This window comes from Mesobacillus jeotgali (assembly GCF_031759225.1).
GTDB lineage: Bacteria > Bacillota > Bacilli > Bacillales > Cytobacillaceae > Mesobacillus > Mesobacillus jeotgali_B.
In genome coordinates, this window is record NZ_CP134494.1 from 3,279,654 (window position 1) to 3,295,398 (window position 15,745).

The window sequence follows — 15,745 nt, forward strand, 5'->3', positions numbered from 1 at the left end:
AACGCTGCGGTATAAGACCTAGGATACTTATATCGCAGCGGTGCATCGAAGTTAAGGTTATTTTAGCCTCAGGCGGGAAAAGTATTTGTGACAACTCTTGGTACATGGCACACAATATAGGAAGCCGCCAAATTTGTTCTGAAATTTCCAATAGCACTGCAAGCAGACAAACACTGGATTTTTTAATTTGAATCGCTTATACTATTATAGAATTAATAGGGGGGATTGACTGTGAATCAATTCGAAGAAAATGTCCAAAGCAATCGTAATGACGCTGTTGACTCAGGTGTTGGATTCATCGTTTCTTTTGGATTCTTTGCAACAATGTTCATTATTGCGACAGTCGTGCAGTTAATCGGGAGTTAATCACGGCTACATAGGATAAAGTCATGGAGACTGCATTTCATTTAAAATGCAGTCTCTTTTCATGTTTTTGTGATTATCAGGGGAGAGAACGGTTCGTTCTTCTATATACTATGGAAGTTGAGTCGTAAAGGTTCCTGAATCTCCTTTGAACTTATAAATGATTGCCCCATTTTCATCAGTCCTGAAGATCCGGGTGCCGTGTTCTTCCAGCCTTGTAATGACTTCCTTCCCTGGGTGACCATACCGATTTTTCTCCCCGACAGAAATGATTGCAGTATCAGGGGTTGTCTCCTCCAGAAATAGATCTGAACTGGAATATTTACTGCCATGATGGCCAACCTTTAAAACATCAATATCGATTTCCTTTATTTTCTCAGTTAATAACTTTTCTCCTTCAATCCCTAAATCCCCTGTAAAAAGCCATTCATTCCCGCCGATAGCTGCGAGCAGAACAATGGACTGGTCGTTTCGCTCCCCAATGCTTTCACTTGGGTTAAGAATGAGAAATTCACCTTGGCCAGTTTTCCATCCCGTCCCCATTCCGCCTAAATAAATTTCAGTTCCCTTCACGCTTGCTTTGTTAATGACATCTTGCTCTAACGCTGATCGTTCAGACACACGCGGGATGATCAGCTGCTTAACACGTATTTCCTCCAATAAAGCACTTGCTCCACCTATATGGTCTGCATCTCCGTGGGTCAAAATCAATTTGTCCACAGTCCTGATCCCTTCACTTTTCAAATATGGAACGAGAATTTTTTTGCCTGGATCATAAGGATTACCTCTCTGCTGCCAGGTTTCTTTTACAAAAGGAGTGACACCACCTGTATCTATAAGATAATTCCCCTGATTATACGGCATCTGAATGAAGATGCTGTCACCCTGACCGACATCGAGAAATACAACCTGCCCATATGGATTTAAATAGGGCAAGATCATTTGTAAAAACAGCGGGATTAATGGCAGAGCAAATAGCCATGATGGCGGCTTTGATTCTTTAATAACAAATCCTTCCCACTTGTAAAAAAATACGGGTATGAGAGCGATTAGCGAAAACAGCAAAAATGGTTCCAGCTCCCCTATGATGAGTGTCGACATGGGTAGTTCAGATAGTTTCATGGCCAGAAGGTTGACACCATGTATCAGCTTCTCCAGTAAATGTAAATAGAATGCAGGCAACACTCCTAAGAAAGATAAAACCATATAGGAAATCAGCAAGATTGGCAATAGAATGAATGAAAACAGCGGCACGAACAGGAGATTGGCGAAAATCGAGATCAGGGAAATTTCGTAAAAGGTTGAAAGGATGACTGGAAGACTTGAGAGCTGGGCTATAAATGAGGCCGCAGCTGTTTGTTTCAAGAAGGTGGGAAAGGATTTCAGAATGACAGGTGCGGAAATGACCAGGGAGAAGCTGACTGCAAAAGAGAGTTGAAATCCAGTATCGTATATTATAGCGGGCTGGACGAGCATCATGATCATGAAAGCAGCACATACTGCATCGAGCGGCGTCATTCGAAGCGCCAAACGCCGTGAGCCGATCAGCATCATCAGCATCGCAGCCGCCCTGACTACCGGAGGAGCAAGCCCAGTCATTATAGCGTAAACTGGCAGGAAAGCCATTAACAAGATATCCGTTTTCTCCTTTGTCACCCCCACCCTGATAAAAATAAAATACAACATTCCGGTGAGCAAGCCGACATGAAGGCCGGAAATCGCAAGCAAATGAACGATTCCGATTTTCTGATATGAGCGCTCTGTTTCGGGGTCAAAGAGATTTCTTTCACCAAAGATGAGCGCTGCTGCAAGGGCAGACGTCTCCTCAGGCAAGGTATTTTTAATCCTGGCAATTTCTTTGTGCCTGAATGCTTTTAAGGGTGTTAATATGCTTGTTTGTTCAGAGCAGGTTTTCAAAGAAAGTGTATCGGCATCCAAAGCCCAGGATATCTTATTATGCTGAAGATAATTTTTGTAATCAAACGCATTAGGGTTTCTGGCAGGTGATGGACTATTGAGGCTCCCTGAAGCTTGACAAGACATTCCGGGAATGAGGAGTTCTTGAAGTGACTGTTGTTCTGTCACTGACTTGATTCTGTATCTTACAGCAAGCTTTTCATTGGTGGGCATTGCTTTAGCATATGCAAAGAGCAGGTCCCCTTCCAATTGGATTTCGTCATCAAAAAGGAGAAGAAAGCTTTTTTCTCTGCCGGTAAATTCTGTTTCAAATTGAACAGAATCAATGTATCCTGCAGCCATAAATAAGAGATAGCAGCTTATCATTAACAGCAGATTGGCACCAGGAAGGTTCTTCAGCTTTATTAAAAGAAGGATGACAAGCAGGAATATTGAACTGTATACGAACTGATTTCCGGTGATTGTCAACAGACCCATTAAGGAGGCAGCTGCAAGGTAAAACAGCTGCCCCTTGAATGACCCAAATTTAATTGGCTTCATATTTTTTTATTCCTTAATCTTGTTATTTAGATAAGTGCACAACCTCAACGTCCCTTAAGAAAAGCTCATTATACTTGTTTGGATAGGCGCTGCGGTATACGATTCTTGCAATGCCTGCCTGTGCGAGTGTCTTAGAGCACTTTTCACAAGGCTCGTGGGTAACAAAGGCTGTTGCTCCTTTTAGAAGACCTCTGTCGGCATGGATGACTGCATTTTCTTCTGCATGCAAGGTCCTGATGCATCGGCCTTGCTCGTTGATCAGGCATCCGACATCCTCACAATGGTCATGTCCGTGTATGGATCCATTGTAGCCAGTTGATACAATATGCTTGTCCTTTACAATGACACATCCTACATGCAGTCTTGGACAGGTAGAGCGTGTGCCAACTTCTTCAGCAATATCAAGGAAGTACTGATCCCAACTCTTTCTTTCCATGCTGTTTTCCCCCTTTTGAAGACTCTAAATATGTACAGACTTGGCAAAGAAACTTCTCTTTCCTTTCTCTAATTTTAATACTTATCTTAAAAGAGTCAATTTCAATGCAGCTATTTTACCGAAATCAGATCCTTCAATTTTTCAAAAGTTTTATCGCCAATCCCGCTGATTTCTTTTAAATCATCAATGGATTTGAATGGACCGATTGTTTCGCGGTGCTCAATAATAGCTTCTGCTTTAGCAGGACCTATCCCCGGCAATGTCTGCAGCTCGCTGGATTGCGCAGAGTTCAGGTTCACTGTGCCTTTTCCTGCACCCTCACCCGACTGTGCTGGCAAAACAACATTCACATCCTCGCCAATCCTCGGTACGTATACCGCCATTTCATCATGTACATGCATAGCAAAATTGATCGCAGCTGTATCAGCATCCGGTTTAAGACCTCCTGCGAGTTCAATTAAATCAATAACCCTTCCCCCTTCTTCAATTTGGTAAACGCCCGGGTTGACGACAGCTCCTTTGATATCAGCCATCATGGTTATTGCTTCTTCTGCGACATTGGCTTTGTCAAAGTCTTCTGTCTCCATCTTCTCAATATCAACCATAGGCGATGCTCCTTCATTCACTTCAGTCATTTCTGCTCCTTTATCAAAGGATGAATAAAGAAAAAATAATAAAGCGCTCAATCCGGCAATAATATAGATTTTGTTTTCCTTGATCCAGTCCACAGACGGTCAACACCTTTCTATATGTCATAATCTAAAATTTAAAATCATATGGATATAGGAGAATAAATGTATGAAGGAGGGAAGGGTTATGAAAATAGGGATTATAGGCACAGGGAATATGGGGAGAATTCTCGCCGAAGCTCTCATTGATGGGAATGCCGTTTCCCCTTCTTCAATGATGATCACAAATAGGACATTATCAAAAGCTATAGAGATTCAAAAAATATATCCAGGCTTATCAGTTGGAAAGAATGCAGCAGAAGTTGCTGAAAATGCTGACGCCATTTTCGTCTGTGTGAAGCCTCATCATGTTTTGGGAGTACTCGAGACCATTAATCCTGTGCTCACAAGTGATAAATGTGTGATTTCGATAACGAGTCCAATCAGTGTGGAGCAGATAGAAAGCAAAGTGGATTGTTCTGTCATGAGAATAATACCAAGCATAACGAACAGGGCGCTTGCCGGTGTTTCACTATTCTCATTTGGAAGCCGGTGCACTACAGTATGGAGGGAAGCACTGTTTACCCTCTTCAAGAAGGTCTCCGTACCTTTGGAAATCGAGGAGAAGATCACTAGAGTGGCATCTGATATTGTCAGCTGCGGTCCAGCTTTCTTCAGTCATCTTGTCCAGAGTTTTATTAATGGCGCTGTCAAGGAAACGGAAATTGACCAGGAAACTGCCACCAAGCTTTCAAGTGAGATGCTCATTGGCTTAGGAGAACTTCTGAAGCAAAATCATTATACTCTACAAACATTACAGGAAAAGGTTTGCGTGAAAGGCGGCATAACAGGAGAAGGAATCACGGTGCTCGAAAGTGAAACGGGAGATATGTTTGAAAAGATTTTTCAGGCTACACATAAGAAATTTGCAGAAGAACTGAAAAAAACAAAGGAACAATTCGGTCCTTAAAAGTTTTCGCTATTAGTCTTTAGAATCCTTCCTTATAAATGTGACAAATTTAGTACAAGAAAGGCTCCCAAAAAGTTGGGAGCCTTTCTAATTCACTTTTTTACCATAGCAAAAAACAACCGCTCTGCTGTTGGCTCGGGAGTTTTCATCGTATAGTCCCCTGTAACCTCAATATTTCCAAAGCCTTCCTGCTCTAACCATTTTACATAAGTATCCTCGGGATATGTACGCTGGTAATGCAATTCATCGACTCGGTCATATTTTCCGGTTGATTCATCAAGGACGAAGAAGGTGAGCTCGTGTTCCACGCTGTGGGTTCCTTCTCCCTTGAAGCTATTCCAAATATACGTGATTTCTTCATCATCCCAGGTAAAGGTCGCATCAGCAAAGATTTGCTCCATTTTATAGACTGAATGGACATCAAACAGGAATAAGCCCCCTTTTTTCAAAAGGCGGTGGACACCTTTAAAGGTCTGCTGGACTGCCTGTTCATTCTCCAGATAGTTCAGTGAGTCACAAAAGATGCCAATGAGATCGAATTCACCTAAATCATCAAGCTCGGTCATGTCCTGTTGAAAAAATTGTATGCGCAATGATTTTGCCTGAGCTTTTGCCTGGGCAACGGAAAGCATATCACTTGATAAGTCCGCGCCGGTCACTTCAAAGCCTTTTTGCGCAAATTTAACAGACAGCTCCCCGGTTCCGCATGCGAGGTCGAGGAGCTTCATTCCGTTCACTTGATATTTTCCTTTGTATGCCTCTACAATCGAAACCCATTCATCATAGGGAACATCCTGCATGAGTTCGTCATACAAATAAGCGAAACGTTCGTAAGACATTAATTTAACTCACTCTGCACGTTTTCGATTGGAGCATCTCCCCATAGGCGCTCCAGGTTGTAGTAGCTTCGCTCTTCTTTATGGAAGACATGGACAACCACATCACCGATATCGATCAGCACCCATCTTGCTTCATCAAAGCCTTCCATCCTCTTAATGCTATATCCTTGTTCTTCTGCTTTTTCCCTGATTTCACGGGCAATCGCCTGAACCTGTTTATCTGAATTACCGTGGCAAATGATAAAATAATCTGCTATCAATGAGATGCCTTTCATGTTCAGTACCATAATATCTTCTGCTCTTTTATCGTCCGCTGCTTTTACCGCTGTCATTAATAATGCGCGATCACTCATTAAATCAACCTCCTGAATTTTGTACGATGCTGTTGTATGCATTGAATGTATCCGGAAAGACCGGCTGGTTTTTCTTCATTAAAAATTGGATCGTATTTTTCATCGCTTGGACCAATGCGCTGTCCAAATCTTCCTCTGCCATTTTCCTGACTTCATCAACACCGGGAAAATGACGTCCTGGTTCAATATAATCAGCCAGATAGATGACCTTATCCAGGAGCGACATGCCGATCCTTCCTGATGTATGATAACGGATCGCATCAAGAACTTCCTTGTCGTCAATGCCCGCTTCCTTTTCTGCGAGGTAGGCTCCTACTGGGGCGTGCCATAGCTCGCTGTTGAACTCGAGCAAGATTGCCGGCATTTTTTGTTCTTCGATGATCTGCCTCATTTCATCCTTTGGGCGGAATTTTGCGTAGTCATGAAAAATAGCAGCCAGTTCCGCTTTCTTTATATCTGCTCCATATTTCCCTGCAAGCTTGATGGCTGTTTCCATCACGCCAAGAGTATGCTGGTAGCGATGTTCAGTTAGTTGCGGCTTTACAATTTGAAGCGCTTGTTCACGTTCCATATAAACCATGCTCCTCTATATAAACCCTGACCGGATCGGGCAGCAGATAGCGAATACTTTTGCCGCCCTTTACTCTTTCTCTGATCATACTAGATGAGATATCCATCTGCGGTGTCTCTGCGTAAAGAATATCATAAGATGATTCAGTGCTGTAAGAAGGCCGGCTGACACCGACAAACTTGACCATTCTCACTAATTCATCAATTTTATGCCATTTGGGCAGATATTCGACCATATCGCCGCCAATGATAAAATGAAAATCAATTTCTTTATACATATCTTTCAATATTTTCATCGTTTCATACGTGTAAGATGGACCGCTTCTCTCGAGTTCTGCTTTTTCAATCCTGAATTGCTTGTTATCAGCAATCGCAAGCTCGAGCATAGCCAGCCTGTCTGATTGGCTGATGGGCACGTCCACTGTTTTATGAGGCGGCACCTGATTCGGCATGAACCAAACCTCATCAAGTCCATAGGCATGCTGCACTTCATTCGCTATCACTAAATGTCCGGTATGCGGCGGGTTGAAGGTTCCGCCTAAAATGCCAACTTTCTTCAAACAGGCACCTCCCAGTTTTTATCTTGGAAGAACGATTTGCTTATTTTCACGAGACTCTTTATATAAAACAATGGTGTTTCCGATTACCTGGACAAGCTCTGCCTTAGCACCGCGAGACAGCTGATCAGCCACAGTATCCCTATCCTCATCACAATTCTGGAGGATACTCACCTTGATCAGCTCTCTTGCTTCAAGCACGTCTGCAATTTGTTTGACCATATTCTCATTTACCCCACCTTTACCAACTTGAAAAATTGGCGTAAGATGATGGGCTTTCGATCTTAAAAAACGTTTCTGCTTACCTGTTAACATATGTTAACCTCCTAAATTTCTTAAAACATTTGTTTCCATTCTTTCGATATCCGGAAATATCCCCGTCCATATTTCAAAAGCAAGCGCACCCTGGAAAACGAACATTCCTACACCATTCTGGACAGCGGCTCCCCTTTTGGCTGCTTCTTTTAAGAACTTTGTTTGCAATGGATTATAAATTATATCACTAACGATACTATTCTGCGTTAAGTTTTCTGGCAGAAGAGGCAAGTTTTCTGTATCAGGCACCATCCCGATTGAAGTTGTCTGGATGACAAGCTGATAATACGCCAGTGACTTTTCAGCAGCTACCCGGCCAATCACCTTTGATTCCACCTTGTATGGACAGGAGCTGACAAGCTCTTCCGCTTTATCAGTGGTCCGATTGTAAATATCAATCTTCTCAATACCAGCCTGTGCCATCGAGAAATAAATGGCTCTTGCAGCACCACCCGCACCAATAATCAAAGCTGATCTTGAAGCAAGATCAGCAGCCATTGATTCAAGCCCCTTAACGAAACCAGGACCATCGGTATTATAGCCTACCAGAAGGCCATTTTCATTCTTGACTGTATTGACCGCTCCAATAGCCCTTGCTAGTGGATCAACTTTATCAAGATAAGGGATGATATCTGTTTTATGCGGAATTGTCACGTTGAATCCGCTCACACCAAGCGCTTTCAATCCCTTAACTGCTGCCTCAAGATTTCCTTTGCTCACATGGAAAGGCAGATAAACGGCATCGATTCCATAAAGCTCAAATAAATCATTGTGCATGGCAGGAGACATCGAATGCGCAATAGGATCTCCAATGACACCGAATAATTTTTTCAATTCATCTCCCGCCCTTCCGTTTTATTTTGAGGTCCGCTTCAAGCAATTAAGCTTTTTCCTAAATAAGTGACCTTCTTAGCATTACATTGACGCCTTTAGGGACATGCGCGGCAATTTTCGCGCCTGCATCATTGACCGTTACCCAGCCAAGCCCTGAAAAAACAACATCTGTTTTAGCTTCCTTGATGGTAAACTCATGACGGACAAGTTCAGGGAACTCATCCATTTGCTCACGACGAGGAGGTGTAAGCAGCTCACCGGCATGATTTTTATACAGCTCATCCGCATTTTCAAGCTTTGTCCGGTGAATGTTAATTTCATTCGGTACATAGCAGGAGAAAGACCTTCTGCCTCCTGATATATAATCGAAACGGGCCAGGCCGCCGAAATACAGCGTCTGCTGTTCATTCAGCTGGTACACCTTCGGTTTGATTTCTTTTTTTGGCGTAATGAACTTCAAATCCCGCTTATCCACGTAGTGCGCCATCTGATGATGATTGATAATACCTGGTGTATCTACAATCGCTTTGCCATCCTCAAGCGGAATTTCAATCATATCAAGGGTCGTTCCAGGAAAGTGTGAAGTGGTGATGATATCACCTTCGCCTGTCACTTCCTTGATGATTCTATTGATAAAAGTAGACTTCCCTACATTTGTACAGCCTACAATATAAACATCCTTGCCATTGCGGTATTCATCTATTGCCGCAGCTGCTTCCTTTATATTGAAGCCTCTAGCTGCACTGACGAGGAATACATCAATCGGATTGAGCCCCAGTTCCCTGGACTCCTTTTTCATCCAGTCAATCAATTTTTGCTGTTTGACTGATTTAGGTACGAGATCGGCCTTATTGCCGATTAATAATACCGGGTTTTTACCGGCGAAACGATGGATGCCTGGCAGCCAGCTCCCATTGAAGTCGAAAATATCGACGATCTTGACAATAAGGGCATCCCTGCTGCCTAGTTCATTCAATATTTTTAAAAAATCGTCATCCGTCAGGCTTACATCCTGGATTTCATTATAATTTTTTAAACGGAAGCATCTCTGGCAGACAACCACCTCTTTTTCCAATGAAGAAGCCGGAGCATAGCCTAACTCCTCTGGGTTCTCCGTCTGGATGATGACACCACAGCCTGTACAATTTAATTGCTCACTCAAATCTTAGTCCTCCCAATTCAGCTTTCCTTTTTTCCTGAACCAATTTAAGATTCTTCTTTCCACTTTCCTGTTGAATCTAGTCACAAACCCATCTGTCTGGGCAACTGGAACAACGAGAATAGTATGGAAACCGCTTCTGTTGCCGCCAAGTACATCGGTTAAAAGCTGGTCACCTATCACGACCGTTTCTTCTTTTCGCAATCCCATTTCCTTTAATGCTTTATTAAATGCACGGGTCATCGGTTTTCTCGCTTGAAAAATAAATGGAATGTGCAAAGGATCTGAAAATGCCCTCACTCTTTTCTCATTATTATTGGATACAATCGTTACGAGTATTTCATTTTTCCTCATATTATCAAACCACTCGATCAGCATCGGCGTCGCATAGGGACGATCCCACTCAACGAGTGTATTGTCAAGGTCTGTGATTATACCCTTCACACCTTTTTCTTGCAGGCTTTCGGGGGTGATTTCAAAAATATTCTTAACATGCTGATCCGGTAAAAAATGCTTTAGCAATTTCATTACACCTCATTAATTAAATTCCTATCATACCGTTAACATCATACCCAATTTTATCCTCGTATTCAAAACAAACATTGTAGTGAATGTAAAAATAAACTAACTCTATAGGATGACAAGAATAAACTCAATTCGCTTTAAATTCATATTTTTTAAAAATATCCCAAAAAACTTTTCGACAAAATCCAAGCTTTTCCAGACCTGTGGATAACCTTATGCACAAAACACACATTGATTCTATTACTAATTTCCCATTTATAAACAAATTAATCACAGGTTATCCACCGTTGTTTGTGGATAATTAGAACAGTTGTTCTCAAAGTTTCATTCTGATAGAGTAAGGGTAGAACAAAACAACTTACAATTATATGCAATTAACATCTGTTTTAGTATAACCTTTTTGGGGGTGAATGACTGGAATGCGTAAACTGTCGGACGAGCTGTTGATCGAGTCATATTTTAAAGCAAGAGAGTTAAATTTAAGCTATGAGTTTATTCGTTTGATTGAAACGGAAATCCACCGGCGTTCATTATCTAACCGAATTAAAGCCTCATCCTGACAGCCCCTAAAGGGCTTTTTTTTTTCGAGTTAAACGTATAGAAAAGGATAAAGGCACAGATTCAGCCTGTGCCTTTATCTTTTCAGTCTTGTCCATTTAATGTGCCGATTATCTCGCCATACTTAATATGATGTGGAGGAGAGATTTGCGGCAGCAGGTTAACAGTATCTTTTTCGAACAGTAATACTACAGTCGAGCCAAAGGTGAAGTATGCCATTTGATCACCTTTCTCCAGCTTCGATCCGTCATGTGTCGTTTCAATCGAATTGACGAACATGGCTCCTACTTTAATGACAGCAGCCATGCCAGCATTATGCCTGATTTCAGTAATCTTTCGGTAGTTTTTAGACAACGGGTAGTTTCCATACTTCAACCCCATTTTATTTACGGGGTATGACTTCAATCCCAAAGTCCATTGATTGGTTACCTCTCCAGTTACCGGGCTGTGAATTTGATGGTAATGGCTTGGGCTCAGGTAAAAAATCATATAAGTTCCCTGCTCATACCTTGCCATCGCATCATCATTGCCGAGCATTTCGGAAATAGAATAAACCTTGCCTTTTACCGTAATCGTTTTATCCGCCGCGATTTCACCCACCTCTTCGATGACCGAATCTACCGGACTAACGACTGACAGAGGATCCTGATCTATTTTCCTTGCGCCCTCTTTAAGATTCCTGATGAAAAAGTGATGAAGACTTTCATATTCCCCAATTGGCTTTTCCATTTCCTCCTGGTTGATGTTATACGTTTTAGCAAAGGAAGGAATAATCCTCTTACTGCTTCTGGATTTTGCGAATTTATGCAAAATGGCAGAACTCCACTTCCCGTTCGTCAATTCTATAAGAATACGATATAGTGATTGAAACAATGATCATACCTCCGATTTTATCTATGGTTCGCATCCGATAAAGTGTCTTGGATTTCCGGAATACATCAAACATTTCGAAAAGTATCATAAGAAATCTTTACGAAAAAGCATAATCAGCTTAGAATTATATATTATTATATAATAACCCAATGTGCTAGTTCCCTTTCCGATTATGAGGAGTGAAATATATATGTTTCTACATGATGTACTTGACACAACTGTCAAGAAAGTAAAATCCCAGACAGCCAATCTGCTGACATTGGCGAATCTATCTCTAGGCGGATTCGCAATCATTGTTGCCATTAACGGCAATCTGAATTTAAGCCTTTTGCTGATCTTCATAGCCGCCCTCGCCGATCGTTTCGATGGCATGGTCGCAAGAAAACTCAACATTGAATCTGAACTTGGAAAGCAGTTAGACTCCATGAGTGATATTATATCATTTGGCGTTGCGCCCGCATTATTAATCTATCAGGGAATTTTATCCGATTTTGGCGCACCTGGTGCATTCTTCATCGTTTTCTATATAGGCTGCGGGGCCTTCCGCCTTGCACGATTCAATATTACCGAGAATTCAGGGTATTTCACAGGATTGCCGATAACTGCAGCAGGAGTGCTGGCAACGCTTAGCTTCTTAGCCATTCCTCACGTACCGCCTCAGACATTCCTGTTCACTATGATGGCTCTCAGCCTGTTGATGGTCAGTCCCTTCAAGCTGAGAAAAGTATAAAAACCCAGCCTCCATCATGGCTGGGTTTTCGTATTTTTTAAAGATATTGGAACCTGAAACCTGATTTTACATCTCTGGCAAGCCGATTACTCCTCTGTCAAAGCTATAAACTCCTCGACATCCTCCACGCACATACGGACAGCTTTTTCCCAGAATTCCTTTTTCGTGAGATCGACGTTCAGATGCTTTTGGGCAAGGTCCTCAACTGTCATAGAAGCGGAGTCCTTCAATAGAGCGATATATTTCTCTTCGTACCCTTTGCCTTCTTCCTGTGCCAATGCATAAATCCCAAGAGAGAATAAGTATCCAAAGGTATACGGGAAGTTATAGAATGGTACTCCAGTGATAAAGAAGTGCAGCTTTGAAGCCCAGAATAATGGGTGATATTCATCCAGTGCACCACCATATGCTTCTGTCTGAGCATTTTTCATCAATTCTCCCAGTCTTTCTGTGGTGACAACTCCCTCTTTCCGTTCTTCATAGAATTTCGTCTCAAAAAGGAACCTCGAATGAATATTCATCAGGAGCGCAACTGACCGCTGAATTTTATCTTCCAACAGACTGAGTTTTTCTTCTTTTGTTTTCGCGTTCTTGACAGAAGCATCGGAAACAATCATTTCAGCGAAGGTAGACGCAGTTTCTGCTACATTCATCGCGTAATTACGATTCAACAAATGTAAATCCCTCATCGCATAAGTGTGGAAACCATGTCCAAGCTCATGTGCAAGTGTAGAAACATTGGATGGAGTGCCTGAGTAGGTCATGAAAATCCGTGATTGGCTGCTCTCCGGGAAGAAGGTGTGGAATCCGCCTGGAGCCTTACCAGGACGATCTTCCGCCTCAATCCAGTTATTTTCAAACGCCATTCTCGCAAAGTCAGCATTCTCCTTGCCAAATTGTTCAAAGTTGTTAACGATGAAATCTGCACCTTCCTGATAGGACATTTTCGATTCGGTACTGCCAATCGGCGCATCTAAATCGTACCAGCTCAGCTTTTCCAGTCCAAGAAGCTTTGCTTTACGGTCAAGGAACTGAACAAATGGCTCCTTATTGTCGGAAATGACCTCCCACATCGCTTCAAGTGTTTCCTTTTTCATTCGATTAATGTCAAGCGGCTCTTTCAATACATCTTCCCAGCCGCGGAGTTTATAGACATTCAAACGAAAGCCTGCAAGATGGTTAAGCGTCTTCGCGAAGGCTTCCTCATTCTCTCCCCATGCTTTTTCCCATTGAGCAAACACTTCTTTACGGACTGATCGGTCAGCATTAGAAAGCTTATTGGCTGCCTGGCCTACTGATAGACTTTCCCCGTTATACTTGATTTTCGTGTTGCCTACAAGAAGGTCGTACATCTGGCCCCAGCCATGATAGCCGTCCACACTCAATGCATTGATGACCGACTCTTCTTTTTCCGATAGCCTTTCCGCTGCCCGCTCGCGACGTTCCGTAAGCACAAAACGCAGCTCCTGTAAAAGTCCTTCCTGGACAAGTTCACTCCAGACAGAATCCGAAAAACCAGATAGCTTCTGGTCAAAAATGGTAAGTGCTGTCTGCAAAGATGCACTTAGCTCTGTGACAGCTGCTTTTAATTGACCAGCCTTCTTATCATTTGTATTTTGAGCATGCAGGCAGCTGACAAAAGCTCCTGCCTGCCTTACCTTCCTTGCCGCTTTATCAAACATTCCAACGAGGCTCTCCAGCCTGGATCCCTCGCTTTTATGGTCAGCAGGCTGCCAGCTTTCCACTTCCTTTTTAAATTGTTCAATTTCCGCTCCTGCTGCCTTTAGGTGGGCAGCAAATTCCGGAGAAGCACTTCCTCCTTCAAAAAATACGTCTAAGTCCCAAACTTCTGAGTATGTATTCGACATTGATTTTCCCCCTTTTTTCTATTATATTATTATAATGTTATTTTTCTAAAATTTCTATCTTTTCGGAAGGTTTTCCGAGTCTCATATTTTTGGCTTCTATAGTTACGGCCTTGTCCAAGATATATTATGAATCGTAAAGGGGAATTTAAGGGCAGAAGCAAGAATAAAGGCTTACCCTATTCAGGATAAACCTTCGAAACTTCTAACTGTAAAAATACCACCATCCGCCAAAGATCAGGACGATGACCAGCAGGATGATGAACAGCGCAAACCATACACCACTTCCGCCGTAATAACCCGGATAACCTCCATAAGGGGCTCCGTATGGTGGATAGTAACCGTAAGGCATACTTTCACACTCCTTTTCTGTATCCTATTATTACTTTATGGGGATCTGTCCATTTTGGTTTGGGCTTTTAGCGAACCTTTTCAAAAATTTTAAATAAAACTCGTTATACATGCACAGTTTTTCCTAACTTTTGATGTAGGATGAACTTAACAATCATATTGCAAGGAGTTTTTATATGGCTACGATTCTGTTAGTAGATGATGAAACGCGTATGCTTGATTTGCTTGCGCTGTATTTAACCCCATTAGGATATAAATGCATCAAAAAGACTTCCGGTACTGAAGCCATCAGCTTTCTCGAGGACCACAATGCCGATCTCGTCTTGCTTGATGTCATGATGCCTGAGATGGATGGCTGGGAGACATGCAATGAAATTCGCAGACACTGGGATATTCCCGTCATCATGCTTACTGCCAGGAGTGAGAAGCCTGACATTGTGCGAGGCTTAAAAATCGGCGCTGATGACTATATCACCAAGCCGTTTGATGAAGGAGAATTGGTTGCAAGGATTGAGGCCGTACTGAGGAGACAAACTAGCAAAAGCCCCCTTCTCTCTTTCAATGGTTTGAAACTGAACTTAGATTCCTATGATGTTCAGTTCAATGGAGCTTTAATTCCTCTTACCCCAAAGGAATTTGCCCTGCTCAGCCTTTTCCTGCAAAACGTCAATAAGGTCTTCACGAGAGAACATTTAATCACCACTATATGGGGCTATGGTGTCGATACCGAAGACCGTACGATAGATTCACATGTACGGAATCTTAGGGATAAACTTCGCAAAGCTGGTTTTGCCGTGGACGATTACCTGTCTACTGTTTGGGGTGTAGGCTATAAATGGATTGATTAAGTTTGTTTTTCTGGCTATTGGGTTTCGTTCATAATCTTTTGGTTAAAGAGAGATAATAGGGACGTTAACTTATAGACAGGAGGATTATCAGATGGATACTTTATATGATCGTCTGGGCGGACAGGATGCCATTTCAAAAGTTGTGGATGTGTTTTACGAAAAGGTACTGGCTGATGAAACAGTCAACAAGTTTTTCGAGGAAACGGACATGGAAAAACAGCGCCGCCACCAATCTTTGTTTATCAGCTGGGCGTTAGGGGGACCTAACCAATATTCAGGAAGAAGCATGGAACTCGCCCATAAAGGGATGAACCTGAATGACGAGCACTTTGGGGCAATCGCTAACCACCTGGCTGCCAGCCTCAGGGAATTTGATGTCCCGGAACAAGACATCAATGAAGTTCTCGAAAAGTTGACAACAATGAAAAACGATATACTTTATAAGTGATCACGAAGAAAGGAGAAGGGAATCCC

20 protein-coding genes are annotated in these 15,745 nt (G+C 42.4%); 6 read left to right on the forward strand and 14 right to left on the reverse strand.

Going from position 1 to position 15,745, the window contains the following annotated elements; all coding sequences use genetic code 11:
- Positions 1-231: 231 nt before the first annotated feature.
- On the forward strand, positions 232-366 hold the full coding sequence (locus RH061_RS16550) for a YqzM family protein (protein ID WP_023627242.1): 135 nt from the start codon (positions 232-234) through the stop codon (positions 364-366).
- A 108-nt stretch (positions 367-474) separates the two neighbouring features.
- Here RH061_RS16550 and RH061_RS16555 read toward each other — a convergent pair whose 3' ends face one another.
- The 3 genes from RH061_RS16555 to RH061_RS16565 all read right to left on the reverse strand — a co-directional run bounded on the left by RH061_RS16555 (position 475) and on the right by RH061_RS16565 (position 3,984).
- Complete coding sequence (locus RH061_RS16555; RefSeq protein ID WP_311071825.1) at positions 475-2,820, reverse strand: DNA internalization-related competence protein ComEC/Rec2; 2,346 nt, start codon at positions 2,818-2,820, stop codon at positions 475-477.
- A 22-nt stretch (positions 2,821-2,842) separates the two neighbouring features.
- The gene (locus RH061_RS16560; protein ID WP_311071827.1) at positions 2,843-3,256 is read right to left on the reverse strand and encodes a deoxycytidylate deaminase; all 414 of its coding nucleotides are present in this window, start codon (positions 3,254-3,256) and stop codon (positions 2,843-2,845) included.
- A gap of 110 nt (positions 3,257-3,366) precedes the next feature.
- Entirely contained in the window at positions 3,367-3,984 is a 618-nt protein-coding gene (locus RH061_RS16565) for a helix-hairpin-helix domain-containing protein (RefSeq protein ID WP_311071828.1), read from the reverse strand.
- A gap of 88 nt (positions 3,985-4,072) precedes the next feature.
- On the opposite strand from RH061_RS16565, the gene comER reads away from it, so the two are divergent.
- Complete coding sequence (gene comER / locus RH061_RS16570; RefSeq protein WP_311071829.1) at positions 4,073-4,894, forward strand: late competence protein ComER; 822 nt, start codon at positions 4,073-4,075, stop codon at positions 4,892-4,894.
- 92 nt (positions 4,895-4,986) lie between these two features.
- On the opposite strand, the gene RH061_RS16575 is transcribed toward comER, so the two are convergent.
- The 8 genes from RH061_RS16575 to RH061_RS16610 are packed head-to-tail and all read right to left on the reverse strand — an operon-like array spanning position 4,987 to position 10,043.
- A complete protein-coding gene (locus RH061_RS16575) occupies positions 4,987-5,733 on the reverse strand; it encodes a class I SAM-dependent DNA methyltransferase (RefSeq protein WP_311071831.1) in 747 nt (248 codons plus the stop codon).
- Positions 5,733-6,086 carry a ribosome silencing factor gene (rsfS, locus tag RH061_RS16580; protein ID WP_311071832.1) on the reverse strand — a complete coding sequence of 118 codons (354 nt, stop codon included), beginning with the start codon at positions 6,084-6,086 and terminating at the stop codon, positions 5,733-5,735. Before rsfS ends, RH061_RS16575 begins: the two co-directional genes overlap by 1 nt.
- A 4-nt stretch (positions 6,087-6,090) precedes the next feature.
- A complete protein-coding gene (yqeK, locus tag RH061_RS16585; protein ID WP_311071834.1) occupies positions 6,091-6,657 on the reverse strand; it encodes a bis(5'-nucleosyl)-tetraphosphatase (symmetrical) YqeK in 567 nt (188 codons plus the stop codon).
- Positions 6,647-7,216, reverse strand: coding sequence for a nicotinate-nucleotide adenylyltransferase (locus RH061_RS16590; RefSeq protein WP_311071836.1), 570 nt, complete (start codon positions 7,214-7,216; stop codon positions 6,647-6,649). Before RH061_RS16590 ends, yqeK begins: the two co-directional genes overlap by 11 nt.
- An 18-nt stretch (positions 7,217-7,234) precedes the next feature.
- On the reverse strand, positions 7,235-7,528 hold the full coding sequence (gene yhbY, locus RH061_RS16595; RefSeq protein ID WP_311071838.1) for a ribosome assembly RNA-binding protein YhbY: 294 nt from the start codon (positions 7,526-7,528) through the stop codon (positions 7,235-7,237).
- A gap of 3 nt (positions 7,529-7,531) precedes the next feature.
- Positions 7,532-8,362: a shikimate dehydrogenase gene (aroE, locus tag RH061_RS16600; RefSeq protein ID WP_311071840.1), complete on the reverse strand. Its 831-nt coding sequence runs from the start codon at positions 8,360-8,362 to the stop codon at positions 7,532-7,534.
- Positions 8,363-8,420: 58 nt separating this feature from the next.
- On the reverse strand, positions 8,421-9,524 hold the full coding sequence (yqeH, locus tag RH061_RS16605) for a ribosome biogenesis GTPase YqeH (RefSeq protein WP_311071841.1): 1,104 nt from the start codon (positions 9,522-9,524) through the stop codon (positions 8,421-8,423).
- 3 nt (positions 9,525-9,527) lie between these two features.
- On the reverse strand, positions 9,528-10,043 hold the full coding sequence (locus RH061_RS16610; RefSeq protein ID WP_311076436.1) for a YqeG family HAD IIIA-type phosphatase: 516 nt from the start codon (positions 10,041-10,043) through the stop codon (positions 9,528-9,530).
- A gap of 422 nt (positions 10,044-10,465) precedes the next feature.
- On the opposite strand from RH061_RS16610, the gene sda reads away from it, so the two are divergent.
- The gene (sda, locus tag RH061_RS16615; RefSeq protein WP_102265137.1) at positions 10,466-10,606 is read left to right on the forward strand and encodes a sporulation histidine kinase inhibitor Sda; all 141 of its coding nucleotides are present in this window, start codon (positions 10,466-10,468) and stop codon (positions 10,604-10,606) included.
- Between the two features lie 82 nt (positions 10,607-10,688).
- Here sda and RH061_RS16620 read toward each other — a convergent pair whose 3' ends face one another.
- Entirely contained in the window at positions 10,689-11,477 is a 789-nt protein-coding gene (locus RH061_RS16620) for a phosphatidylserine decarboxylase (protein WP_311071843.1), read from the reverse strand.
- A gap of 190 nt (positions 11,478-11,667) precedes the next feature.
- On the opposite strand from RH061_RS16620, the gene pssA reads away from it, so the two are divergent.
- On the forward strand, positions 11,668-12,207 hold the full coding sequence (gene pssA, locus RH061_RS16625) for a CDP-diacylglycerol--serine O-phosphatidyltransferase (RefSeq protein ID WP_311071844.1): 540 nt from the start codon (positions 11,668-11,670) through the stop codon (positions 12,205-12,207).
- A gap of 86 nt (positions 12,208-12,293) precedes the next feature.
- On the opposite strand, the gene RH061_RS16630 is transcribed toward pssA, so the two are convergent.
- Entirely contained in the window at positions 12,294-14,075 is a 1,782-nt protein-coding gene (locus RH061_RS16630; protein WP_311071845.1) for a M3 family oligoendopeptidase, read from the reverse strand.
- Between the two features lie 202 nt (positions 14,076-14,277).
- Complete coding sequence (locus tag RH061_RS16635; protein WP_167831637.1) at positions 14,278-14,424, reverse strand: hypothetical protein; 147 nt, start codon at positions 14,422-14,424, stop codon at positions 14,278-14,280.
- 175 nt (positions 14,425-14,599) lie between these two features.
- On the opposite strand from RH061_RS16635, the gene RH061_RS16640 reads away from it, so the two are divergent.
- Entirely contained in the window at positions 14,600-15,271 is a 672-nt protein-coding gene (locus RH061_RS16640) for a response regulator transcription factor (RefSeq protein ID WP_311071846.1), read from the forward strand.
- 91 nt (positions 15,272-15,362) lie between these two features.
- Positions 15,363-15,719, forward strand: a complete 357-nt coding sequence (locus tag RH061_RS16645) for a group I truncated hemoglobin (protein WP_311071847.1) — start codon at positions 15,363-15,365, stop codon at positions 15,717-15,719.
- The last annotated feature ends 26 nt before the right edge of the window (positions 15,720-15,745 follow it).

Bases quoted from the DNA above. Each gene is read 5' to 3' on its own strand.
- RH061_RS16555 (WP_311071825.1), bottom strand. From the start codon at position 2,820: ATGAAGCCAATTAAATTTGGGTCATTCAAGGGGCAGCTGTTTTACCTT.
- RH061_RS16560 (WP_311071827.1), bottom strand. From the start codon at position 3,256: ATGGAAAGAAAGAGTTGGGATCAGTACTTCCTTGATATTGCTGAAGAA.
- comER (WP_311071829.1), top strand. From the start codon at position 4,073: ATGAAAATAGGGATTATAGGCACAGGGAATATGGGGAGAATTCTCGCC.
- RH061_RS16575 (WP_311071831.1), bottom strand. From the start codon at position 5,733: ATGTCTTACGAACGTTTCGCTTATTTGTATGACGAACTCATGCAGGAT.
- rsfS (WP_311071832.1), bottom strand. From the start codon at position 6,086: ATGAGTGATCGCGCATTATTAATGACAGCGGTAAAAGCAGCGGACGAT.
- yqeK (WP_311071834.1), bottom strand. From the start codon at position 6,657: ATGGAACGTGAACAAGCGCTTCAAATTGTAAAGCCGCAACTAACTGAA.
- yhbY (WP_311071838.1), bottom strand. From the start codon at position 7,528: ATGTTAACAGGTAAGCAGAAACGTTTTTTAAGATCGAAAGCCCATCAT.
- sda (WP_102265137.1), top strand. From the start codon at position 10,466: ATGCGTAAACTGTCGGACGAGCTGTTGATCGAGTCATATTTTAAAGCA.
- pssA (WP_311071844.1), top strand. From the start codon at position 11,668: ATGTTTCTACATGATGTACTTGACACAACTGTCAAGAAAGTAAAATCC.
- RH061_RS16630 (WP_311071845.1), bottom strand. From the start codon at position 14,075: ATGTCGAATACATACTCAGAAGTTTGGGACTTAGACGTATTTTTTGAA.
- RH061_RS16635 (WP_167831637.1), bottom strand. From the start codon at position 14,424: ATGCCTTACGGTTACTATCCACCATACGGAGCCCCTTATGGAGGTTAT.
- RH061_RS16640 (WP_311071846.1), top strand. From the start codon at position 14,600: ATGGCTACGATTCTGTTAGTAGATGATGAAACGCGTATGCTTGATTTG.
- RH061_RS16645 (WP_311071847.1), top strand. From the start codon at position 15,363: ATGGATACTTTATATGATCGTCTGGGCGGACAGGATGCCATTTCAAAA.